The organism is Streptomyces sp. NPDC056738 (assembly GCF_042790435.1).
Classification (GTDB): domain Bacteria; phylum Actinomycetota; class Actinomycetes; order Streptomycetales; family Streptomycetaceae; genus Streptomyces.
The window spans coordinates 57,491-81,328 of sequence record NZ_JBHTZF010000011.1; the positions used below are offsets into that span (position 1 = coordinate 57,491).

Sequence of the window (23,838 nt, forward strand, 5' to 3'; positions counted from 1 at the left end):
TCTTTCCCGACGTTAACTGAAAACGATTGCCACTAGACACGCCGTTTTCGGTCACGTCCGAGGCCCCGGGTCCACCTCGCACGACGGGACCCGGCATCGGGCGGAGCATGCCCGAAAGGGAAAAGCCGACGGCCCGAACCCCCGCACAGTCGGGCTCGGGCCGTCGGCCTCGGGTGGGTCTCCGTCAGAGTGCGAGACCCGTGAGAACGAGCACGCGCTCGTAGGTGTAGTCGTCCATCGCGAACTTGACGCCCTCGCGGCCCACGCCGGACTGCTTGGCGCCGCCGTACGGCATCTGGTCGGCGCGGTAGGACGGAACGTCGCCGATCACGACGCCGCCCACCTCCAGGGCGCGGTGCGCGCGGAACGCGGTCTGCAGGTCGTGCGTGAACACGCCGGTCTGGAGGCCGTACTTGGAGTTGTTGGCGGCCTCGAAGGCAGCCGCCTCGCCGTCCACCTTCTGCACGGTCAGGACCGGTCCGAAGACCTCCTCGCAGGAGATCGTGACGTCGGCCGGAACGTCCGCGAGCACGGTCGGGGCGTAGGAGGCACCGTCGCGCTTGCCGCCGGTGAGCAGCGTGGCGCCGGCCGCGACGGCCTCGTCCACCCAGGACTCGACGCGCTCGGCGGCGGCCTCGCTGACCAGCGGGCCGACGTCCGTCCTGTCGTCGGACGGGTCACCGGTGACCTGGGCCTCCACGGCGGCGACGATGCGCGGCAGCAGGCGCTCGTACACCGCGGCGTCCGCGATCACGCGCTGCACCGAGATGCAGGACTGGCCGCCCTGGTAGTTGGAGAAGGTCGCGATCCGGGTCGCGGCCCAGTCCAGGTCCGCGTCGCTCGCGAAGTCGGCGAGGACGACGGCCGCGCCGTTGCCGCCGAGCTCCAGGGTGCAGTGCTTGCGCGGCACCGAGTCCATGATCGCGTAACCGACCGTCTCGGAACCGGTGAAGGAGATGACGGGAAGGCGCTCGTCCTGGACCAGGGCGGGCATCTTGTCGTTGGCGACCGGCAGGATGCTCCATGAACCGGCGGGCAGGTCGGTCTCGGCGAGCAGGTCACCGAGGATCAGGCCGGACAGCGGGGTCGCGGGCGCCGGCTTGAGGATGATCGGGGCACCCGCGGCGATGGCCGGGGCGACCTTGTGGGCGCACAGGTTCAGCGGGAAGTTGAAGGGCGCGATACCGAGGACGACACCCTTGGGGAAGCGGCGCGTGAGAGCCAGTCGGCCCTGGCCGCCCGCGTCGGTGTCGAGGCGCTGCGCCTCGCCGCCGTTGAAGCGGCGGGCCTCCTCCGCGGCGAACCGGAACACGGACACCGCGCGGCCGACCTCGCCGCGGGCCCACTTGATCGGCTTGCCGTTCTCGGCGGAGATGAGCTGGGCGATCTCCTCGGTGCGCTCGGCCAGCCGGCGCGAGACGTGGTCGAGGGCGGCGGCGCGTACGTGGGCCGGGGTCGCGGCGAACTCGTCCCGCACGGCGTACGCGGCGGCCACGGCCTCCTCGACCTGGGCCTCGGTGGGCACGCTGACCTGACCGACGAGGCGGCCGTCCCACGGCGAGGTGACGTCGAAGGCGGTCTCGCCGGTGGCCTGGCGGCCGGCGAGCCAGAAGGCGTGGGTTGAAGTCATGTGCGAGTCCCGGGCCCTTACGTAGTGGGGGTGACGACTGGGATGTTTCTGGTGGTGCTGCGCTTTCCCGTCCACGGTAGGTCCGCGAGCATCACCGGTCGTTTGTCCGACGCGTAACAGTCGGAGGGCGAGGTGCGCCGGTTTGGCCTGGTCACCCGCGGGCGGGCGCCTCATGTCCGGGCGGGCCCCGCCGACGGCCGGACGAGCGGTCCGGGAAATCCGTGAGCGGGCCCCGTCACGGAGCACCGTTACGGAGCCCCGTCAGGCAGCCCCGTCAGGGAGCCCGGTTCACTCGCCGGTCGCGGCCGTCGCCTTCAGGGCCAGCCAGAGTTCCATCCGGACGTCGGGGTCGTCCAGGGAGCGGCCGAGGATCTCCTCCACGCGGCGCATCCGGTAGCGCAGGGTGTGGCGGTGGACGCCCAGGTCGGCGGCCGCCGCGTCCCACTGGCCGTGCCGGGACAGCCAGGCCCGCAGTGAGGCGACGAGGTCCCCGCGGCCGGTGGCGTCGTGTTCGTGCAGGGCCCGCAGGAGGCCGTCGGCGAACGCGCGCACGGCGTCGTCCGCGAGCAGCGGCAGTACGGATCCGGCCGCCAGCTCCTCGTGCTCGACGAGGACCCTGCCGCGGCGCCTGGCGACGGACAGGGCCTGCTCGGCCTGCTTGTAGGCGGCGCGGGCGGCGATCGGCCCGGCGGGGGCCGAGAGCCCGACGACGATCTCGTCCTCGTCGCCCGCGGCCCCGGCGGACTGCTCGCGCGGGACGGCCCGCGCGGACTCCAGCCCGACGGCGTAGTCACCGCAGGCCGCGACGGCGGCGCCGCCGTCCACGGCGAGCACGACCAGCCGTTCCCCGTCGGGCACGACGAGCACGGACTCCCCCGCCCGCGCGGCGGCCGATTCGACGACCTCCGCGAGGCCGCCCAGGGGATCGCCCTTGACGTCGGGCACGGCGACGGCGGTCTTCGAGGGCGCGGCGGCGTTCACGCGCGCGTGACCGTCGGCGTGCGCCCGGCCGGCCGACCCGGACACCGACTCGGCGATGATCAGCCGGAAGGGGGCGTCGAGCAGTTCGCCGTACAGGTCCCCGGCGACGGCCCGCGCGTGGTCGGGTTCCCCGGCGAGCAGCATGCCGAGCACGGCCGCGCCGATCCGCTGCTCGGCGGCGTGCAGGGACCGCGAGCGTTCGGTGGTCAGGGTGAGCAGGGCGATGGCCGAGTGCACGGCGTAGCGCTCGGCGGTGCCGAGGGCGCCGGCGGTTCCGACGGCGAGCGCGGCGCGCGGCCTGCGTCCCGTGCCGAGGGAGTGCAGTTCGACGCGGTCCTCGCCGCCCACGACCGAGCTCGCGGGCGCGGGCCGCTCGCGCAGCCGCTCCACGTCGGGGGTGAGCCGGGCGGCGCGGCGGCCCGCCCAGTCGGGTGCGGCGGCGACGACGGCGCCGGAGGCGTCGTAGAGCGCGGCCCAGCCGTCGACCTGTCCGGCGAGCGCGGTGAGCAGTCCTTCGGGGCCGTCGTTCAGGGCCTGCTTGGTGAGCTCGCGCTGTGCGGCGAAGCCCGCGGTGACGGCGCGGTACTGGTCCGCGGCGATGGCCGCGGACACGGCCTTGCTGATGGCGAGGAAGGGGGTGCGCCGGGGCACTTCGAGGAGCGGCAGCCCCTCCTCGTCGGCGGCGTCGACGAGGGCCTTGGGGATCTCGTCGTAGTTGACCCCGACGGCGAAGCCGATCCCGACGACTCCGGCGCCGGCCAGCCGCTTCACGTACCGCCGCATGACCTCGGGGTCGTCCGCGTCCAGCTTGAGCGCGGTGATCAGCAGCAGTTCCCCGCCCTCCATGTACGGCACGGGGTCGGCGAGCTCGCTGACGTGGGCCCAGCGGACGGGCACGTCCAGGCGGTCCTCGCCCGCGCGCACAGTGAGCTTGAGCGCGGAGTGGTGGACGAGCGAGGCGAGCGTGGGGGGCATGGGGCCTTCAGGTCGGTGTGAGCTCGGTGATCTCTGTGATCTTTTGGCCGCGGCGTATGAACGGCCTGTGTCGATTCTGCCTCACCGTACGGTCGCCGTGTGCGTTCATCCTCATACGCCCAGGTCAGCGGGTCCGCACGTCCTTACCTTCGGCCGCCCGCCAGGCCCGCCCCGGCAGCCCTCCGTCCCGCGTCCGGCCGCCCCTCAGCCCCGCAGGTCCACCAGGAGCGGCGGGGCGTGTTCGCCGTCCACGCTGGTCAGCGACAGTACGGCGTGGCCGGGCGGGACGGCGTGGGCCAGTTCGGAGGCGGACCAGCGTTCCCGCTCGACCTGCCGCACGGTCACGGCGTCCGTGGTCACCGCCTTGCCGGTCACCAGTTTGCGCAGCGCGTGGATGGCGCGGGTCATGGGCTGGTCGGCGAAGACGGTGTGCTTGGCCACGTCGCGCGCCTCCACCCACTCGGTGCCCCAGGACTCGGCGAAGCGGCCGCCGTCCCAGGTCGTGACGCCGGAGAAGGCCATGCGGCAGCCGACCGCGCCGTACAACGGCCCGTGCAGCGCCTCGGGGATGTCGCCGATGGTCCGAAGAGCGAGGACCACTCCGGCGTTGTGCGCCCGCAGGCCCTGGATGCGGCGTACGGTCTCGGCGGTCAGGGCGCCGGTCGCGTCGTCGAGGACGAGGCAGGCGAAGTGCCCGCGCCGGTCGCCGCCGCGGACGACGGCGGCGAACTGGGCGAGCAGGAGCCGGGTGACGAGCTGCGACGCCTCTTCGTAGCCGCGTTGCGGGAGGTCGACGCGGACCCGCAGCGGATGATGGGCCACCGCCCGCAGCGAGAACGGCCGGGCGCTCGTGCCGGCGCCGAAGAAGTCGGCGAAGACGGGCCGGTCCAGCAGCGCCAGCCGGTCGGCGAGTACCGGGCCCGGGTCGTTCGGGCCGCCGCTCTGCCGCAGCCGCGCCTCCAGTTCGCGGAGCATCGCGGGGTGGCCCCCGGCGGACAGGCCCTGCCGCAGGGGTTCCAGCAGCGCGGGCACCCCTTCGAGCAGTTCGCGCAGCACGGGGATCGTGGGGAACGTGCCGTGCACGGCTCGGTAGGGACCGAGCAACTGGGCCAGGGCCGTGGCGGCGCGCCGCACGTCGACGCCGTCGGCGCCGCCGACCAGGCCTTCCGCGAGGAACGCGGCGGCCTCGTCGGCGTCGTCGCAGTCGGCGTACAGGTCCAGGTCGTGGACCGACTCGGGGTCGCCGAGCTTCACGACGACGTCGTACGACCCGTCGGGGCCGACCGGGGTCCCGGCCGCGGCCACGACCACGACGGCGCAGCGCGCGGTGAGGGCCTGCAGCCCCAGGGATTCGGCGACGGGCGCGACGAGGTGGCGGGTCTTGCCGGAACCCGCCGGTCCGACGGCGAGGAGGGAGGTGCCGAGCGTCGCCGGGCCGAGAGCGGCGCCCGCGCCGGAGTAGGCGAGCGGAGTGCGCTCCCTGGCGACCCAGCGGCCGAGCCGCACCTGGGCGGCGAGCAGGTCGTGGGAGGCGGCGCGGACGGGCAGGTCGCGGGCTCCGGAGGGATGGGTCCAGGCCGCCGCGCCGCGGCGCAGCACGGTGTCGCTGAAGACGCCGAGCTGTCCGTCGCACCTGGCCCGGGTCCAGGCGCGCAGGATCCTGGCGCAGTCGACGTCGTTCATGCGCTCGGTCAGCACCTCGGAGGACAGCAGTTCCGCCGCCTTGTGCTGTCCGGTGGCCCTCAGTTCGGGCCATTCGGCCGGGGGGCCGGACGGCTCTTCCGGTGCGGCCGGGGAGGCCGTCGCGGTGCCGGTCGCGGCGCCGGTGGCGGCCGGCCGGGATCCGAGGCGCTCCTTGAGGAGGGGCCACCAGCCGCCCAGCTTGGCGAAGGGCAGCACGACGAGCACGGTGACCAGCGTGTAGACGCCGTAGGTGATCCCGAGCGATGCGAACACGTCGTCGCCGCCGGCGATCAGCGCCACCAGGGACAGCACCGGATTGACGATCGGGAGGGGCTCCCAGCCGACGCCGGGGAAGGCGTCGGGCCACACGAACGTGAGGGTCAGCAGGGCCCCGAGGGCCGCGATGACGGCCCGGCCCGGCTGCGCGCGCTGTACGACGAAGTGGTGGGCGATCTCGCGCCAGCTTCCGAGGCGCCCCATCGTGTAGATCAGCGCGGCGAAGAAGAGGCCGTCGTAGACGACGCGGGCGTCCACGCCCTGCCAGCTCTTCGGGGCCGTCGTCCCGCCCCACCACCAGTCCTCCGGGGTGAAGAGTTTCAGGACGACCAGTTGGTAGGGGACGTTCCCCCGGCGCCACAGGGACCAGACGACGAGCCCGAGCACCAGGGGGATCACCAGGCCGACGATCGTCACGGAGGGCAGGCGCCGCCTCTCCTTCGACTCCCGGGGGGCGGTGTATCCGTACCGCCAGATCCCGAGGGCGGCCTCCGGGCGGGGCGCGTTGAGCCAGTCGCGCAGGGCGGGGCGGGCCGTCGGCGGGCCGGACGGGGCGGGCGGCGGGCTCGCGGGCCTGGGCGGAGCGCCCCCGGGGACGGCCCCGGGGGGTGCGGCCGGACGAGGCACGGGGTCGGCATGCGTGCCACGTGCGTCGCGCGTACCGTCGAAGTCCATCGTGTGCGCCCCCTGACCAGCCAGTCCGCCTGTCACTCTCAGGCCAATCTAGTGGTCCCGCGGGGCGAGTTCACCGTTTACGCGGCCGGGCCCGCGGTGGGACGGGAGGACCGGGCGTCCGCCCCTCTATGTCCATCGCGGACAACGGATTCCTCCGACAACGCCCACATGGCGCATGCCGAGCCCCCCTCGTCGGCTCTAGCCTGCGAAGAAAGAAGGCAAGCGTCCGAAAACCCCCCGCCCGGACCGCCCCGCATCCGTCGGGGACCGTCCGGTTCGCAAGATCATCAGGGAGCCCCTCATGACCGCACTTCCGCAGGAGCGCCGCGTCGTCACCGCCATCCCCGGCCCGAAGTCGCAGGAGCTGCAGGCCCGCCGCACCGCCGTGGTCGCGGCCGGTGTCGGGTCGGTGCTCCCGGTCTTCACCACGCGCGCCGGCGGCGGGATCATCGAGGACGTCGACGGCAACCGCCTCATCGACTTCGGCTCCGGCATCGCCGTGACGTCGGTCGGCGCGAGCGCCGAGGCGGTCGTGCGCCGGGCCTCCGCCCAGCTCCAGGACTTCACCCACACCTGCTTCATGGTCACGCCGTACGAGGGTTACGTCGCCGTCGCCGAGGCGCTGGCCGAGCTGACCCCGGGCGACCACGCCAAGAAGTCCGCGCTGTTCAACTCGGGCGCCGAGGCCGTCGAGAACGCCGTCAAGATCGCCCGTGCGTACACCAAGCGCCAGGCCGTCGTCGTCTTCGACCACGGCTACCACGGCCGTACGAACCTGACGATGGCGCTGACCGCCAAGAACATGCCGTACAAGAACGGCTTCGGCCCGTTCGCGCCCGAGGTCTACCGCGTGCCGGTCGCCTACGGCTACCGCTGGCTGACCGGCCCGGAGAACGCCGGCGCCGAGGCGTCCGCCCAGGCCATCGACATGATCAACAAGCAGATCGGCGCCGACAACGTCGCCGCGATCATCATCGAGCCGGTCCTCGGCGAGGGCGGCTTCATCGAGCCCGCGAAGGGCTTCCTGCCGGCCATCAGCAAGTTCGCCAAGGACAACGGCATCGTCTTCGTCGCGGACGAGATCCAGTCCGGCTTCTGCCGCACCGGCCAGTGGTTCGCCTGTGAGGACGAGGGCATCGTCCCGGACCTGATCACGACCGCCAAGGGCATCGCGGGCGGTCTGCCGCTCGCCGCCGTGACGGGCCGCGCCGAGATCATGGACGCCGCCCACGCGGGCGGTCTGGGCGGCACCTACGGCGGCAACCCGGTGGCCTGCGCCGGTGCGCTCGGCGCGATCGAGACGATGAAGGAGCTCGACCTCAACGCCAAGGCCAAGCACATCGAGTCGGTCATGAAGACCCGCCTCGGCGCCATGGCGGAGAAGTTCGAGATCATCGGCGAGGTCCGCGGCCGCGGCGCCATGATCGCCATCGAGCTGGTCAAGGACCCGGCCACCAAGGAGCCGAACCCGGAGGCGGCCGGCGCGCTCGCCAAGGCCTGCCACCAGGAGGGCCTGCTGGTCCTGACCTGTGGCACCTACGGCAACGTCCTCCGCTTCCTGCCCCCGCTGGTCATCGGCGAGGACCTCCTGAACGAGGGTCTCGACATCATCGAGCAGGCCTTCGCCCGCATCTGACGACGACGGCACCCGCAGCACCGCGTCCCCGAATCCGCCCCCGGGCGGATTCCGCCGGGGGCGCGGTGCTGCGGCGTTCCCGTGGGGGCGTGTGAAGAAGGTGTGCGAGGTGCATGGCGGGACGCGAATCCGTCTGTCGGAGGCGCACCCCCTGCCGTAGGTTCTAACCAGATCAGGGATGCACCCGCCCGCAGGGAACTGTGGGCTGTACAGGGCCGAGGCCTCCCCAGCTTCGCCCTGGTCGTGCCCTCGCGCACACACCCGGAGCTTGCGGCTCCGGTTCTCCTCACCGATCGGACGGTCGCCCGCCCCAAACCCCCCGGGGCGCGCGGCATCTCCGGTCCTGCGGCCGCCCCGGAACCACCCCCCCTGTTCCGGGGCGGCCGACTCCTTCTCCGGCCGGCCCCCGGACCCCGCTCGTCCGCGGGCCCCTTCCTTCCGCTTGTTCGGCTCGGCCGCATTTCCGCCGTCGACGGCGGGTGGGCGCGCGCCGCGGCGGCCGCGGACAGTGGCAGGCTGTCCCCCATGTCCCGCACGCCTCTTCTGTTCGGCCTGCCCGGCCTGTGTTTCCTGCTCATCACCTGGCAGGTCGTGGCCGACGGTCCGCTCGTGCGTCTGGACGAGCGGCTGAGCGGCGGCCTCGTGCACCCGGACCGCTTCTCCGAACTGCTCGCCGACCTGGGCAGCGTCCAGGTGGCGGTCCCGGTGCTCACGCTGGCGCTGGTCCTCGTCGCCCTGCACAACCGTGCCACCGGTCTGGACCGCTGGTGGCTGCCCCCGGCCGCCGCCGCGGCCCTGATGCTTCTCGTGCCCGCGGTGATCGTGCCCCTGAAGGAACTCGTCTCCCGGCCGGGCCCCCCGGTCATGGGGCCCGGCACCGGCTTCTATCCCTCGGGGCACACCGCCACCGCCGCCGTCGCGTACGGCGCGGCGACCCTGCTCCTCCTTCCCCTGCTGCGCTCCGCGGGCGCCCGCGGTGCGCTGCTGTGCGTGTGCGTGGCTCTCAACGCGGGCGTGGCCTTCGGCCTGGTCCGGCGCGGCTACCACTGGCCACTGGACGTGGTGGCCAGTTGGTGCCTCTGCGCGGTGCTGCTGTCGGCCCTGTGGCTCTTCGTCAGCCGAAGTACGCGTCGAAGTTCCGCGAGAACTCCCAGCCTCCGAACCGGTCCCAGTTGACCGACCACGTCATCAGACCGCGCAGGCCGGGCCAGGTCCCGTGGGTCGCGTACGAGCCGCAGTTGGTCTTCTTCGTCAGGCAGTCCAGGGTCTTGGTGACCTCGGCCGGGGCGACGTAGCCGTTGCCCGCGTTGGTGGTGGCGGGCATGCCGATCGCTATCTGGTCGGGGCGCAGGGGCGGGAAGACGTTGTTCGCGTCGCCCGCCACCGGGAAGCCGGTCAGCAGCATGTCGGTCATCGCGATGTGGAAGTCGGCGCCGCCCATGGAGTGGTACTGGTTGTCGAGGCCCATGATCGACCCGGAGTTGTAGTCCTGGACGTGCAGCAGGGTCAGGTCGTCGCGCAGGGCGTAGATCACCGGGAGGTACGCCCCGGCGCGCGGGTCCTGGCCGCCCCACTTCCCGGTGCCGTAGTACTGGTAGCCGAGCTGGACGAAGAACGTCTCCGGGGCCATGCTCAGGACGAACTTCGAGCCGTACTTGGCCTTGAGGGTCCTCAGGGCCGAGATGAGGTTGACGATCACCGGGGTGGTCGGGCTCTTGAAGTTCGTGTCGCTCGCGTCGAGGGACAGCGAGTGGCCCTCGAAGTCGATGTCCAGGCCGTCCAGGCCGTAGGTGTCGATGATCTTCGAGACCGAGGAGACGAAGGTGTCGCGGGCGGCCGTCGTGGTGAGCTGGACCTGTCCGTTCTGCCCGCCGATCGAGATCAGCACCTTCTTTCCGGCGGCCTGCTTGGCCTTGATCGCGGCCTTGAAGTCGGCGTCGCTCTCCACCGTGGGGCACTCGCTGACCGGGCAGCGGTTGAAGCGGATGTCGCCCGAGGTGACCGAGGTGGGTTCGCCGAAGGCCAGGTCGATCACGTCCCAGCTCGCGGGCACGTCGGCCATGCGCGTGTAGCCGGCGCCGTTGGCGAAGCTCGCGTGGAGGTAGCCGACGAGCGCGTGCGTGGGCAGGTCGGAGGAGCCTCCGCCGCCTCCGCCCGAGCCCGCCGAGGTGGTCGCGGTGACGGTCGCCGACTTCGCGGACTCGCCCGCGTCGTTGGTCGCGGTGACCTGGAAGGAGTACGCGGTGGAGGCCGTCAGCCCGCTCACGGTGGCCGAGGTCCCGGTGGCGCTCTGGACCTTCACCCCGTCGCGGTAGACGTTGTAGCCGGTCGCGCCGGACACCGCCGTCCAGGACAGGCCGACCGACGAGGACGTGACCGTGCCGGCCGTCAGACCGCCGGGCGCGGCCGGCGGCTGTCCCGCGTCGACGCCGGGGCCGGTCAGCGAGAGGTCGTCGGCCCAGTAGGAGCCCGTGCCGTACCAGCCGTGCGTGTAGATCGTGACCTGGGTGGTGGACGCGCCGGTGCGGAAGGTGGTGGCGAGCTGCTGCCAGTCGGCGGCGGACGGGGTCCAGGTGCTGACGTCGGTGGTGCCGGTGCCGCTCGCGCCGAGGTAGACGTAGGCGCCGCGGACGTAGCCGGAGAGGGTGTACTGCGCGTCCGGCTTCACGGTCACGGTCTGCGAGCACTGCGCGTAGTCGCTGCCGGCCGGGGTCGCCATCATCGCCGACCCGCCGCTGTGCACAGGCGAGTTGACGATCGTGGACGCCGTGCAGGTCCAGTTGCCCAGGCCCGACTCGAAGCCGCCGTTCTTGGCCACGTTCACGTCGGCCGCCTGGGCGGTGGTGGAGAGCGCCACCAGTCCGGGCACGGCCAGGACGGTGGCCGCGCAGGCGGCGAGCAGCCTGCGGCGGCGGGGTGCGAGGGGTCTGTCGTGTCTGGTGGGGGCCATGAGTGCCTCCGGGCAGGGGGGAGTTGGGGGATGGAGCGCGCGCCCAACTTGGTCCAGACCAATTCGGTTGTCAAGACCCCTGGCGGGCAACGGAGTTCACCTGACCGCCGGAACCTCCCCCTCACCACCGCCGACCCTCCTCACCGGCGAGGCCGGCCGCGGCCTCGTGCATGGCCAGTTCGAGCAGCGCCGGATCCGTGAGCGTGCCCGAGCCGTCCGGCGCGACGAGCCAGCGGACCCCGCCGGTCGACCGTCCCGGGTAGGGCACCACGATCCAGGTGCCGAGGCCGGCCGTGCGCACGCCCGTGCCCAGCCACCGGGCGGCGGTGCCCGCGGGCACGAAGAAGCCCATCCGGGCGTCGCCGAAGTCGACGAGCACCGGCCCGGGCTGGTCGAGCACCCGGGTCAGGACGTCGAGGGTGGGATAGCCGAGCCCGGCCGGCAGGATCAGGACGTCCCAGGCCTTCCCCGCCGGCAGCAGCGCGACCCCGCGGGGGCTGCGCTCCCATTCCCAGCGGCAGGCCTCGGGGTCGGGTGCCACGGATGCCAGCCACTCGACCGCCGCCTTGGGCCCTGTCATGACGGAACCTCCCTCTCGTGTCGACGCGGGTCGCGTCACAGAGGAGAGGGAGGTCCGGGCGGTTCATTACGCGGGTTCGGACGACGAATTGACAGAAATTCAGTTCGCCGGTCCGGCACGGGGCCGGGCGGTGCGCCGTCGTCGGCGGCCGGCCGCCGCGCCACCGGCGCCGAGCCGCCCCCGGTCACCAGTCACCGGTCACTTGTCACCGGGACTTGCGTGCCCCTAGCTGTCGAAGCCGAGGCCCAGCTTGTCCATCGTCTTCAGCCACAGGTTGCGCCGGCCGCCGTGCGTGTCCGCGCGGGCCAGCGACCACTTGGTGAGCGCGATGCCGGTCCAGGCGAACGGCTCGGGCGGGAACGGCAGCGGCTTCCTGCGGACCATCTCCAGCTCGGTGCGTTCGGTGCGCTCCCCCGCCAGCAGGTCGAGCATCACCTCGGCGCCGAACCGGGTGGCGCCCACACCGAGGCCCGTGTAGCCGGCCGCGTAGGCGACCTTGCCCTGATGAGCGCTGCCGAAGAACGCCGAGAACCGGGAGCAGGTGTCGATGGCGCCGCCCCAGGCGTGGGAGAAGCGCAGGCCCTCCAACTGCGGGAAGCAGGTGAAGAAGTGCTCGGCGAGCTTGGCGTACGTCTCGGGCCGGTCGTCGTACTCGGCACGCACCCGGCCGCCGTAGGGGTAGATCGCGTCGTACCCGCCCCACAGGATGCGGTTGTCGGCCGACAGCCGGAAGTAGTGGAACTGGTTCGCCGAGTCGCCGAGGCCCTGGCGGTTCTTCCAGCCGACGGAGGCGAGCTGGTCGGCGGTGAGCGGTTCGGTCATCAGCGCGTAGTCGTAGACCGGGACGGTGTACGGGCGGACGCGCTTGACCAGGTTCGGGAAGATGTTGGTCCCGAGGGCCACCCGGCGGGCACGGACGGAGCCGTACGGGGTGCGGACGGCCATGCCGGCACCGGCCGGCCTCAGTTCGAGGGCGGGCGTGTGCTCGTAGACCCGCACGCCGAGCTCCACGCACGCGCGCTTGAGGCCCCAGGCCAGCTTGGCCGGGTGGAGCATGGCGACCCCGCGCCGGTCGTGCAGCCCGGCCAGGAAGGTCGGGGAGTCGACCTGTTCGCGCACCGCGTCGGTGTCGAGGAACTCGATGCCTTCGGCGAGGCCCCTGCGTTCCAGTTCCTCGTGCCACTCGCGCAGCTCGGCCGCCTGGTGCGGTTCGGTGGCGACGTCGATCTCGCCGCTGCGCTCGAAGTCGCAGTCGAGGGAGTAGCGGGCGACGGCCGCCTCGATCTCGTCGAGGTTGCGGGCGCCCAGCTCCTCCAGCTTCGCGATCTCGTCCGGCCAGCGGGTGAGCCCGTTGGACAGACCGTGGGTGAGGGAGGCGGCGCAGAAGCCGCCGTTGCGGCCCGAGGCGGCCCAGCCCACCTCGCGCCCCTCCACCAGGACGACATCCCGCCCGGGGTCGCGCTCCTTGGCGATCAGCGCGGTCCACAGTCCGCTGTAGCCGCCGCCGACGACCAGCAGGTCACAGGTCTCGGCGCCGGTGAGCGCGGGCTCGGGGTGGGGTTTACCGGGGTCGTCCAGCCAGTACGGGACCGGCTGGGCGTCGGAAAGGGATTTCGTCCACTGATTACCACGGGTCATGGCGCTTGGGGCCATGATTTCAACTCCCTACAAGGGTGACGGTTATGCCTTCTGCCTGTTCCGGCGATTTCCGATGATCATTCCGGACAGGACGAACAGTACGGCGACGAGGAACATGGCCGTACCGATGACATTGATCTGAACGGGTGTTCCGCGCTGCGCCGAACCCCAGACGAACATGGGGAACGTGACGGTCGAGCCGGCGTTGAAATTGGTGATGATGAAATCGTCGAAGGAGAGCGCGAAGGCGAGCAGCGCGCCCGCGGCGATTCCGGGGGCCGCGATGGGCAGGGTGACCCGCAGGAACGTCTGCGCCGGGCCGGCGTAGAGGTCCTGGGCGGCCTGTTCCAGCCTCGGGTCCATCGACATGACACGCGCCTTGACGGCCGTGACGACGAAGCTGAGGCAGAACATGATGTGGGCGATCAGGATCGTCCAGAAGCCGAGCTGGGCACCCATGTTGAGGAACAGGGTGAGCAGCGAGGCGGCCATGACGACCTCGGGCATCGCCATCGGCAGGAAGATCAGCGAGTTCACGGCGCCGCGTGCGCGGAAGCGGTAGCGGACGAGCGCGAAGGCGATCATCGTGCCGAGGACGGTGGCCCCGATCGTCGCCCAGACGGCGATCTGGAGGCTGAGCCCGAGCGAGCCGCACATGTCGGCGACGCCGCACGGGTCCTTCCAGGCGTCGGTGGAGAACTGCTGCCATTCGTAGTTGAAGCGCCCCTTCGGTTTGTTGAAGGAGAACACGGTGACGACGACGTTGGGCAGCAGCAGATAGGACAGCGTCAGCAGTCCCGCGATGACGACGAGATGGCGCTTGAGCCAGTTGACGAAGGGCATTTAGACCAGATCCTCCGTCCCGGACCGGCGGATGTAGACCGTGACCATGAGGAGAATCGCGGCCATGAGAATGAAGGAGAGCGCGGCGGCCGTCGGATAGTCCAGGATCCTCAGGAACTGGGTCTGGATGACGTTGCCGATCATGCGGGTGTCGGTCGAGCCGAGGAGTTCGGCGTTGACGTAGTCACCGGCCGCCGGGATGAAGGTGAGCAGCGTTCCGGAGACCACGCCCGGCATCGACAGCGGGAAGGTGACCTTGCGGAAGGTCGTCCAGGGCCTGGCGTACAGGTCGCCCGCGGCCTCGTGCAGCCGGCCGTCGATGCGCTCCAGCGAGGTGTAGAGCGGCAGGATCATGAACGGCAGGAAGTTGTACGTCAGACCGCACACCACGGCCAGGGGTGTGGCGAGGACGCGGTCGCCCGCGGTCCAGCCGAGCCAGTCCGTGACGCTCAGGATGTGCAACGAGTTCAGCGCGTGCACGACCGGACCGCTGTCCGCGAGGATCGTCTTCCAGGCCAGGGTGCGGATCAGGAAGCTGGTGAAGAAGGGCGCGATCACCAGGATCATGATCAGGTTGCGCCAGCGGCCCGCGCGGAAGGCGATCAGGTAGGCCAGCGGGTAGCCGAGCAGCAGGCACAGGACCGTGGCGGCGGCCGCGTAGGAGACCGAGCGCAGGAACTGCGGCCAGTACTCGGCGAGCGAGTCCCAGTAGGTCGCGAAGTGCCAGGTGACCTTGTAGCCCTCCTCCAGGGAGCCCGTCTGCACGGACGTGGAGGCCTGGTAGATCATCGGCAGCGCGAAGAAGACGACCAGCCAGAGCAGGCCGGGCAGCAGCAGCCAGTACGGGACCAGGCGGCCCCGCTTCTTCGGCGGCTTCTGCTCGGGCGCCGGCGCGAGGGGTGGCGCTTCGGCCTCGGTGACGGTGGCCATCAGGCGGCCTCCTCCTCGGCCGTGTCGACACCCGCGTCGATGTCCTGGGCCGCGTCGAGGCCGAAGGTGTGCGCCGGGCTCCAGTGCAGGACGACGTCCGCGCCGGGGACGAGCCGGGAGTCGCGCTCGATGTTCTGGGCGTAGACCTCGAACTCGGGGCAGACGGCGCTGTCGATGACGTACTGCGTGGACACACCGATGAAGCTGGAGTCGGCGATCTTGCCGGTGATCCGGTTGCGGCCGGCGGGTATCGCGCCCGCGTCGTCGGCGTGCGTGAGGGAGATCTTCTCCGGGCGGATGCCGACGAGCACCTTGCCGCCGGCCCCCGTCGGTGCGGAACATCGCGCCTGGGGCAGCACCAGCTTGCCGCCGCCCGCCTTGAGGACGATGTCCTCGCCGCTCCTGGTGTCCACCTCGGCCTCGATGAGGTTCGAGGTGCCGAGGAAGTTGGCGACGAACGTGGTCTGCGGGTTCTCGTACAGGTCGGCGGGCGAGCCGAGCTGTTCGACGCGGCCCGCGTTCATCACGGCGACCGTGTCGGCCATGGTCATGGCCTCCTCCTGGTCGTGCGTGACGTGGACGAAGGTGATGCCGACCTCGGTCTGGATCCGCTTGAGTTCGAGCTGCATCTGGCGGCGCAGCTTGAGGTCGAGGGCGCCGAGGGGCTCGTCCAGGAGCAGCACCTTGGGGTGGTTGATGAGCGCGCGGGCGACCGCGACGCGCTGCTGCTGGCCGCCGGAGAGCTGGTGGGGTTTCTTGCGTGCCTGCTCGCCGAGCTGGACGAGGTCGAGCATCTCCTCGACCTGCTTCTTGACGCTCTTGATCCCGCGCCGGCGCAGGCCGAAGGCGACGTTCTCGAAGATGTCCAGGTGCGGGAAGAGCGCGTACGACTGGAAGACGGTGTTCACCGGCCGCTTGTACGGCGGCAGGTTGGTCACCTCCTGGTCGCCGAGGTGCACGGTGCCGGAGGAAGGTTCCTCCAGACCGGCGATCATGCGCAGGGTGGTGGTCTTGCCGCAGCCCGAGGCACCGAGCAGGGCGAAGAAGGAGCCGTGCGGCACGGTCAGGTCGAGCGGTTGCACGGCGGTGAAGCCGTTGTCGTACGTCTTGCTGATTCCGGAGAGGCGGACGTCGCCGCTGTTTTCTGTCGTCATGATCGTCACGCCCCTGTGAGCTTCGCGAACTTCTCTTCGTAGGCGGTCTCTTCCTTCTGGCTCAGCGCGCGGAAGGAGTGGGACCTGGCCTGCATGGCCTTGTCGGGGACGATCAGCGGGTTGTTCGCCGCGTCCTGGTCGATCTTGGCAAGGTAGGGCTTCACGCCTTCGACCGGCGTCGCGTAGTTGATGTACGCGGCGAGCTCGGCGGCCTGCTGAGGCTCGTAGTAGAAGTCGATCAGCCGCTCGGCGTTCGTCTTGTGACGCGCCTTGTTGGGGACCAGCAGGTTGTCGGTCGACGTCATGTAGCCGCTGTCGGGGATGACGAAGTCGACGTCCGGGCTGTCGTTCTTGAGCTGGACGATGTCGCCGGCCCAGGCGACACAGGCCGCGATGTCGCCCTTGGTCAGGTCGGACGTGTAGTCGTTGCCCGTGAAGCGGCGTATCTGGCCCTTGTCGACGGCCTTCTGGAGCCGGGCGATCGCCGCGTCGAAGTCGTCGTCGGTGAACTTCGCCGGGTCCTTGCCCATGTCCAGCAGGGTCATGCCCATGGTGTCGCGCATCTCGGACAGGAACGAGACGCGGCCCTTGAGCTTCGGGTTGTCGAGGAGGTCGGAGACCGACTTCACCTCGATCCCGTCGAGGGCCTTCTTGTTGAAGGCGACGATGGTGGGGATGCCCTGCCACGGGTACGAGTAGGCGCGTCCCGGGTCCCAGTCGGGGTTGCGGAACTGCGGCGACAGGTTGGTGTAGGCGTGCGGCAGGTTGGACGGGTCGAGTTTCTGCACCCAGCCCAGGCGGATCACGCGCGCGGCCAGCCAGTCGGTGAGGACGATCAGGTCACGGCCGGTGGGCTGGCCCGCGGCGAGCTGCGGCTTGATCTTGGCGAAGAACTCGTTGTTGTCGTTGATGTCCTCGGTGTACTTGACCGAGATGCCCGTCCGCTTGCGGAAGGTCTCCAGCGTCGGGTGGTGCTTGCCGCTGTCGTCGAGGTCGATGTACTCGGTCCAGTTGGAGAAGTTGAGGGTCTTCTCCGTGGCCGAGTGGTCCTGGGCGGACGTGCCGCCCTGGGTCCTGCCCGCCGCGGGGATCCCGCAGGCGCTCAGCGCCCCGAGTCCGCCGACGGCCAGCGCGCCGCCCGCCGAGGCGCGCAGCAGTGAACGACGGGTGAGGGACGCCCTGCCGTTGCGGAAGCTGCGCCGCATGGCGGCCAGTTGCACCGGGGACAGGCGTTCGGGCTCGTACTGCTCCATGCTCTGGTGCCCTTTCGAGAGGGTCGCGGCCGTGGTCGCGGCCTGGTCTGCCACAGGGCCGTAGCCGGTGAACGGACTACGGCCGGTCCCCGAAGACCGTGCGGTGCCAGTCCTTCCTGGCGACCGCGGTGTTGTCGAACATGACGTGCTTGACCTGTGTGTACTCCTCGAAGGAGTAGGCGGACATGTCCTTGCCGAAGCCGGATGCCTTGTAACCGCCGTGCGGCATCTCGCTGATGATCGGAATGTGGTCGTTGACCCACACGCAGCCGGCCTGGATCTCGCGGGTCGCGCGGTTGGCCCGGTAGACGTCGCGACTCCAGGCGGAGGCGGCCAGTCCGTACGGGGTGTCGTTGGCCAGCGCGATGCCCTCGTCGTCGGTGTCGAACGGGAGCACCACGAGGACCGGGCCGAAGATCTCGGCCTGCACGATCTCGCTGTCCTGCCCGGCGTCGGCGACGAGCGTGGGCGCATAGTACGCGCCGCTCTTGAGGTCTCCCTGTGGAGCCTCACCGCCGGTCACCACGCGCGCGTAGCCGCGGGCCCGGTCGACGAATCCGGCGACGCGGTCGCGCTGGGTGTGCGAGATCAGCGGGCCGAGGTCGGTGCCGGGCGCGAACGGGTCGCCCACGCGGACGGTCGCCATCAGGGCGGCGGTGCGCTCGACGAACGCGTCGTAGAGCGGCCGCTGCACGTACGCGCGCGTGGCGGCCGTGCAGTCCTGGCCGGTGTTGATGAGCGACCCGGCGACCGCGCCGTTCACGGCGGCCTCCAGATCCGCGTCGTCGAAGACGAGGAAGGGGGCCTTGCCGCCGAGCTCCAGGTGGAGGCGCTTGACGGTCGAGGTGGCGATCTCGGCGACGCGCTTGCCGACGGCGGTCGACCCGGTGAAGGACGTCATGGCGACGTCGGGGTGGCCGACGAGGTGTTCGCCTGCCTCCTTGCCCAGACCCGTGACGATGTTGACGACACCGTCCGGGATGCCCGCGTGGGTGGCCGCCTCGGCGAACAGCAGGGAGGTGAGCGGGGTCAGCTCGGCGGGCTTCAGCACGATCGTGTTGCCGGCCGCGATGGCCGGGAGGATCTTCCACGCGGCCATCTGGAGCGGGTAGTTCCAGGGCGCGATGGATCCGACGACCCCGATGGGCTCGCGGCGTACGTACGAGGTGTGGTCGCCGGAGTACTCACCGGCCGACTGGCCCTGCAGATGCCGGGCGGCGCCCGCGAAGAACGCGGTGTTGTCGATGGTTCCCGGGACGTCGAACTCGCGGGTCAGCTTGAGGGGCTTTCCGCACTGCAGCGACTCGGCCTGCGCGAACTCCTCGGCCCGCTCGGCGAGCACGGCGGCGAACCGGTGCAGCGCGTCGGACCGCTCGCCCGGGGTGGTGGCCGCCCAGCCGGGGAAGGCCGCGCGGGCGGCGGCGACGGCCGCGTCCACGTCGGCGGTGCTCGCCAGCTCGTAGGTGTACACCTCCTCGCCGGTGGCGGGGTCCACGACCGCGTGCGTGCGACCGGAGGTGCCCTGGATGAAACGGCCTCCGATGTACTGCGCGCCGTCCGCGAGGCGGTCCTGCGCCTGGAAGCGATGGCCCGGATTGTGCATGTCGCTCTCCTCCGCCGTCCTCCCCGTCGAGACGGGGGTCGGCGTAGCTCCAGCTCGATTTGAGTGCCGATCCTGGCAGAGCAAAGGGACTCCAACAAGTGATTCCGTTGTTGCCTTTTGGTTACGCGACGGAATCCTTTGACCAGGTGTCGAGTCCTCCCGGAAAAGGCGGGACGGTGTGTCAGTGGTGCGTGCCAGAGTGGCGTGCATGGGGATGATCGACACTCGGGACGCGCTGGTCAGTGCTGTCGCGTCCGGGACACCGGTGAAGTATCTGCATTTCTGGGGGCACCGCCCGAGGCCGGACGGCCAGGTGGGGACGAGCTGTCTCAGCCAGTGGTGGCCGTCACCCTTCGTGGTCGAAGGGGTCGCATACGCTACGGCCGAGCACTGGATGATGGCGTCCAAGGCCCGCCTCTTCGGCGACGCCGAGGCCGAGCGGCAGGCGGTCGGCGCGGCGAGCCCCGCGCTCGCCAAGAAGGCCGGACGGCTGGTGCGCGGCTTCGACGAGACCGTCTGGCGGCGCGAGCGGTTCGGGATCGTCGTCGAGGGCAGCGTCCACAAGTTCTCCGCCGACCCCGGCCTGCGGGCGTTCCTGCTGGGCACGGGCGGGCGGGTGCTGGTCGAGGCGAGCCCCATGGACCGCATCTGGGGCATCGGGCTCTCCGCGAACGACGACGGCGCCTTCGACCCGCGCCGCTGGCGGGGTGAGAACCTGCTGGGCTTCGCCCTGATGGCGGCACGGGAGCGACTGCGCGCGGCGCCGACGCCCACGGAGGCGGGCGCCTAGGAACCGCGCCCGAGGGCGGTACCCCAGGGGCCGGAGCGGCGGTCACCGGAGGCCGGGGGGCCGCTCCGGGGTGGCGATCACCGGATGCGGCAACGCCCCCACCGGCCAAAACTGTCCGTGTGACGGGCATGTACGCAAAGCAGAACCACGTCTCGTCCACCGCGCCCGGCGCGCCCCGCCAGTCCCTGGCGCTGGCGGCGATGCTGTTCGCGGTGGCGATGACCTTCATCGACCAGACGATCGTCTCCATCGCCGCGCCGGACATCGTCCGCGAACTGGGGCTCTCGGCGTCCGGCATGCAGTGGGTGGTCAACGCCTACCTGCTGTCGCTGGCGGCCTTCTTCGCCCTCGGCGGGCGGCTGGCCGACCTGCTCGGGCCGCGCCGGGTCGTGGTCGTCGGCACCCTCGTGTTCGTCGTCTCGTCGGTGCTGTGCGGCTGTGTGCCCAAGGGAGACTTCGCCCAGACCTGGCTGATCGTCTTCAGGGCGACCCAGGGCCTGGGAGCCGCCCTCCTGTTCCCCGCGGCACTGGCCGTGGTCGTGGCCGTGTTCCCGGTGGAGCGGCGTGGCCGGGCGCTGGCGCTCTTCTTCGGGCTGTCGGGAGCGCTGACGGCCATCGGACCGCTGCTGGGCGGCTGGCTCACGGCATGGACCTGGCGGGCGATCTTCTGGGTCAACGTGCCCGTCGCCGTGGTGGCGCTCGTCCTGACCGTGCTGGCGCACATCCCCGACCGGCGGCGCGACGAATCGCTGGACGTCGTCGGGGCCGTGCTCATCGCGGTGGGCATGGGAGTGAGCGTGCTCGGCTTCCAGCAGGCCGCGTACTGGGGCTGGGGCAGCGTGGCGACCTGGGCCTGCATCGTGGGCGGCCTCGTCGTCCTGGTCCTCTTCTGCCGCTACGAACGCGACCGGCGCCACCCGCTGGTCAATCTGGCGGTCTTCCGGGACAGGGCGTTCACCGTGGACTCCCTGGTGCTCTTCTTCGCCATGCTGGCGTTCGTCCCGGTCTTCTTCTTCGCCTCGGTGTACGCGCAGGTCTCCCTCAGCGCCTCGCCCAACCAGGCGGCGCTCTACCTGCTGTACTTCTTCGCCGGCTTCGCGATCGCCTCCCAGTGGGGCGGCCGCATGCTCGACCGGCAGGGACCGCGGCCGGCGCTGAAGATCGGCACCATCCTGGGCGCGGTCGGCTTCTACCTCTGGGCCGGCAAGCTGACCGACCTGTCCATGCACGACCAGTGGCCCTACGTCGCCCTCGCGGGAGCCGGGATCGGGTTCATCCTGGCGCCCGCCTCCACCGACGCCGTCAACCGGTCCATCGGGGCCTCCTACGGCGAGGTCACCGGCATCACCCAGACCGTCCGCAACTACGCGGCCAGTGTCGGGCTGGCGATCTTCGGGACGATCCTGACGCACAGGATGACGGACAACGTCGTCTCGACCCTCACCTCCCACGGTCTGTCGTCGGCCAGGGCCCACGACGTCGCCGACGACATCGCCCAGGCCGTCACGGGCAACGCCGACGCCCAGCAGCCCACCGGCACCGGCGCCGCCGCGTCGACCATGCGCGAGGTGATGTCGAACGTGCGGACGGACTTCGCCGAGGCCAACCAGTACGTCTTCTACGGCATGGCGATCGCGCTCGCCGTCGGCTTCTTCTGCGCCCTGCGCCACCCCGGGGGCCGCGGCGGGACGACGGAGGAGGAGCAGGAGGAACCCCCGCCGTCCGGCTGACCCCACCGCGTCATCGCCGGTGGGTCACCAGGGAAGCCGGTGTGTCACCAGGGAGGTGGAGAAGCCGTCGTCGCCACCCGTGTCGCTGCCGCCGTCGTCCGGTGCGTAGAGGATGACGAGGACGAACACGGCGACGGCGAGGAGCAGCCCGACGGCTCCGCAGATGACCCCGGCCAGCGCCTGCCCGGCGTTCGTGGCCTCGCCGCGACGCGCCTTGGCCCCGCCGACGAGCCCGAAGATCACGGCGAGGACGCCCAGCACGATCGCCAGCGGCCACACGATGAAGAGGACCGCCGCGATGATGCCCAGCACGAGGCCGGCGGTTCCGAGCCCGTTGCTCGGCATCGGCTGCCCCACGGGCCAGCCGTATCCGGGCGCGCCCGGATAGGCCCCACCCGCGGGAAAGCCGGGGTACTGCGGGTAGCCGTAGCCGTACGGGAGGCCGGGGCCGCCGGGGGCGATCGGTGGCGGCGGGACGGGCTCGCCGGGTGAGGGCTGCGGGTAGGGGGTGCGGGCCGCCGGTGGTGCGAACGGGTTGTCCCAGGGACCGCCGGGGTTCCCGGGTCCGGACGGGGCCGGCGCGCCGGGCAGCGAAGTGATCGTCGGAAGCCCGTACGCAGGAGGGGGCGTGGCACTCCCCCGTACGGTCCTGGCGGGCGAGGCCATCTCCTCGGGCGGGGCCCAGGGGTCGAGTTCGGCTCGCGGGCCGGGGCCGGGCTTCCCGAGCGAGACCCGGGTGTCGGGTGCGGCGAAGGGGCCGCCGCCCTGCGCGGGCACCGAGGCTGCGGGCGCGGCACCGAAGGCCCCGCCCGGCACGGGTGCCGCGTGCCCCGGTCCCTCGTCGAAGGCCCTGTCCACCCACAGCGCGGCCTCCTCGGCGCCGGAGCCGGCTCCACCGCCCGAGCCGCCGGCCGGACCCTCGTCCCTGCCGGGGTCCGTCTGAGGTGCCGCCCGACCGGGGCCGGCGGCGGGTGCCGTGTGATCAGGGCCGGCCGCGGACGCCGCGTGGTCCCGGTCGGCGTGGTCCCGGTCGGCCGCGGGTATCGCACGGTCCGGACCTGCCGCCGACGCGCGATCGGCGCCGGGTGCCGCGTCCTCGGCGGGACCGGGCTCGGTGCCCGCACCGGACGCTCCACGCCCCTCGGGTGACCCGTTCCGGTCCGGCGTCGGGTTCGACCCGCCCGGTGGAGCCCACGTACCCGCCTCGCGTGGGGCTGTCGGCCTCTGGGCGTCGTCGGACATGGTCGAGTCCCCTCTCTCGTACGTTCCGTCATGCTACGGCCCGTGCCGCGGCGGCGGATCTCCCTCGTGCGACGGCCCGCTCGCCCCGCGTGGGGCCCACGGGCCCGGACGGCGGTGGCCGCCTACGATGATCCCGAACCGTCGATCAGCCGATCACCCGCGTCCGGACCCACACGGCCCAGGGACGCCGTTCCGGGGAGGAACCCGTTGACCGAGCACATCACCGCACGCGACGACGCCCGCGACCTGCACACCTTCATCGCGGGGCTGCCCAAGGCCGAACTGCACGTCCACCACGTCGGCTCCGCCTCCCCGCGCATCGTGTCCGAACTCGCCGCCCGCCACCCCGACTCCAGGGTGCCCACCGATCCCGAGGCGCTGGCGGACTACTTCACGTTCACGGACTTCGCGCACTTCATCGAGGTGTACCTGTCCGTCGTCGACCTCATCCGCACCCCCGAGGACGTGCGGCTGCTGACGTACGAGGTCGCCCGCGACATGGCCCGTCAGCAGGTGCGCTACGCCGAACTGACGATCACTCCGTGGTCGTCCACCCGGCGCGGAATCGACGAACGCGCCTTCATGGACGCGATCGAGGACGCCCGCAAGGCCGCCGAGGCCGATCTCGGTGTCGTGCTGCGCTGGTGCTTCGACATCCCGGGCGAGGCCGGTCTCGAGGCCGCCGAGGAGACCGTGCGGCTCGCGACCGACGACCGGCTGCGGCCGGAGGGGCTCGTCTCCTTCGGACTCGGCGGCCCCGAGATCGGCGTGCCCAGGCCCCAGTTCAAGCCCTACTTCGACCGTGCCCGCGCGGCCGGACTGCGGTCGGTGCCGCACGCCGGTGAGACGACGGGCCCGGAGACGGTCTGGGACGCGCTGAACGTCCTCGGCGCCGAGCGCATCGGCCACGGCACGAGTTCCGCCCGGGACCCCCGGCTGCTCGCCCACCTCGCCGAGCACGGCATCGCGCTGGAGGTGTGCCCGACCTCGAACATCGCCACCCGCGCCGTGCGCACCCTCGACGAACACCCCGTCAAGGAGTTCGTGGCGGCCGGGGTGACGGTCACCGTCAACTCCGACGACCCGCCGATGTTCGGCACCGACCTCAACACGGAGTACGCGGTCACCGCCCGCCTCCTGGGTCTCGACGAGCCGGGGATCGCGGAGCTCGCCAGGAACGCGGTGCACGCCTCGTTCCTCGGCGAGGCGGAGAAGGCCGGACTCGCCGCGGAGATCGACACGTACACCGCGACCTGGCTCGCGCTCTGA

General features: G+C 71.6%; 16 protein-coding genes and 1 pseudogene. 5 read left to right on the forward strand and 12 right to left on the reverse strand.

The window, feature by feature from the left end:
• Positions 1-184: 184 nt before the first annotated feature.
• The 3 genes from ACFRIC_RS27075 to ACFRIC_RS27085 form a co-directional block, all read right to left on the reverse strand.
• Positions 185-1,630 carry an aldehyde dehydrogenase family protein gene (locus ACFRIC_RS27075; RefSeq protein WP_382790587.1) on the reverse strand — a complete coding sequence of 482 codons (1,446 nt, stop codon included), beginning with the start codon at positions 1,628-1,630 and terminating at the stop codon, positions 185-187.
• Positions 1,631-1,918: 288 nt separating this feature from the next.
• Positions 1,919-3,586 (reverse strand): PucR family transcriptional regulator, encoded by a 1,668-nt coding sequence (locus tag ACFRIC_RS27080; protein WP_382790590.1) that lies wholly within the window; start codon positions 3,584-3,586, stop codon positions 1,919-1,921.
• A 204-nt stretch (positions 3,587-3,790) separates the two neighbouring features.
• A complete protein-coding gene (locus tag ACFRIC_RS27085) occupies positions 3,791-6,220 on the reverse strand; it encodes an ATP/GTP-binding protein (RefSeq protein ID WP_382790593.1) in 2,430 nt (809 codons plus the stop codon).
• Between the two features lie 301 nt (positions 6,221-6,521).
• Here ACFRIC_RS27085 and gabT point away from each other — a divergent pair, with 301 nt between their 5' ends.
• Positions 6,522-7,856, forward strand: coding sequence for a 4-aminobutyrate--2-oxoglutarate transaminase (gene gabT, locus ACFRIC_RS27090; protein WP_382790597.1), 1,335 nt, complete (start codon positions 6,522-6,524; stop codon positions 7,854-7,856).
• 459 nt (positions 7,857-8,315) lie between these two features.
• Positions 8,316-9,032, forward strand: coding sequence for a phosphatase PAP2 family protein (locus ACFRIC_RS27095; protein ID WP_382791269.1), 717 nt, complete (start codon positions 8,316-8,318; stop codon positions 9,030-9,032).
• Here ACFRIC_RS27095 and ACFRIC_RS27100 read toward each other — a convergent pair.
• The 8 genes from ACFRIC_RS27100 to ACFRIC_RS27135 form a co-directional block, all read right to left on the reverse strand.
• Complete coding sequence (locus ACFRIC_RS27100; protein WP_382790600.1) at positions 8,971-10,806, reverse strand: chitinase; 1,836 nt, start codon at positions 10,804-10,806, stop codon at positions 8,971-8,973. The genes ACFRIC_RS27095 and ACFRIC_RS27100 overlap by 62 nt on opposite strands.
• Before the next feature lie 121 nt (positions 10,807-10,927).
• Positions 10,928-11,386, reverse strand: a complete 459-nt coding sequence (locus ACFRIC_RS27105; RefSeq protein ID WP_382790604.1) for a hypothetical protein — start codon at positions 11,384-11,386, stop codon at positions 10,928-10,930.
• Positions 11,387-11,611: 225 nt separating this feature from the next.
• Positions 11,612-13,039 (reverse strand): NAD(P)/FAD-dependent oxidoreductase, encoded by a 1,428-nt coding sequence (locus tag ACFRIC_RS27110; protein ID WP_382790607.1) that lies wholly within the window; start codon positions 13,037-13,039, stop codon positions 11,612-11,614.
• A gap of 27 nt (positions 13,040-13,066) precedes the next feature.
• Positions 13,067-13,867, reverse strand: a complete 801-nt coding sequence (locus ACFRIC_RS27115; protein WP_361683034.1) for an ABC transporter permease — start codon at positions 13,865-13,867, stop codon at positions 13,067-13,069.
• A complete protein-coding gene (locus ACFRIC_RS27120) occupies positions 13,868-14,797 on the reverse strand; it encodes an ABC transporter permease (protein ID WP_382790611.1) in 930 nt (309 codons plus the stop codon).
• On the reverse strand, positions 14,797-15,951 hold the full coding sequence (locus ACFRIC_RS27125) for an ABC transporter ATP-binding protein (RefSeq protein WP_382790614.1): 1,155 nt from the start codon (positions 15,949-15,951) through the stop codon (positions 14,797-14,799). Before ACFRIC_RS27125 ends, ACFRIC_RS27120 begins: the two co-directional genes overlap by 1 nt.
• Before the next feature lie 5 nt (positions 15,952-15,956).
• Positions 15,957-17,204 carry a spermidine/putrescine ABC transporter substrate-binding protein gene (locus tag ACFRIC_RS27130; RefSeq protein WP_382790617.1) on the reverse strand — a complete coding sequence of 416 codons (1,248 nt, stop codon included), beginning with the start codon at positions 17,202-17,204 and terminating at the stop codon, positions 15,957-15,959.
• A gap of 76 nt (positions 17,205-17,280) precedes the next feature.
• Positions 17,281-18,807, reverse strand: a complete 1,527-nt coding sequence (locus ACFRIC_RS27135) for a gamma-aminobutyraldehyde dehydrogenase (RefSeq protein ID WP_382790620.1) — start codon at positions 18,805-18,807, stop codon at positions 17,281-17,283.
• Between the two features lie 208 nt (positions 18,808-19,015).
• Between ACFRIC_RS27135 and ACFRIC_RS27140 the strand changes: the two genes are divergently transcribed.
• Together ACFRIC_RS27140 and ACFRIC_RS27145 are read left to right on the forward strand one after the other, a co-directional pair.
• Positions 19,016-19,597, forward strand: coding sequence for an NADAR family protein (locus ACFRIC_RS27140; RefSeq protein ID WP_382790623.1), 582 nt, complete (start codon positions 19,016-19,018; stop codon positions 19,595-19,597).
• 128 nt (positions 19,598-19,725) lie between these two features.
• Positions 19,726-21,327, forward strand: coding sequence for an MFS transporter (locus ACFRIC_RS27145; RefSeq protein WP_382790626.1), 1,602 nt, complete (start codon positions 19,726-19,728; stop codon positions 21,325-21,327).
• Between the two features lie 24 nt (positions 21,328-21,351).
• On the opposite strand, the gene ACFRIC_RS27150 is transcribed toward ACFRIC_RS27145, so the two are convergent.
• Positions 21,352-22,185: a DUF4190 domain-containing protein gene (locus ACFRIC_RS27150; RefSeq protein WP_382790629.1), complete on the reverse strand. Its 834-nt coding sequence runs from the start codon at positions 22,183-22,185 to the stop codon at positions 21,352-21,354.
• 498 nt (positions 22,186-22,683) lie between these two features.
• Between ACFRIC_RS27150 and ACFRIC_RS27155 the strand changes: the two are divergent.
• Positions 22,684-23,838, forward strand: a pseudogene (locus ACFRIC_RS27155) (adenosine deaminase).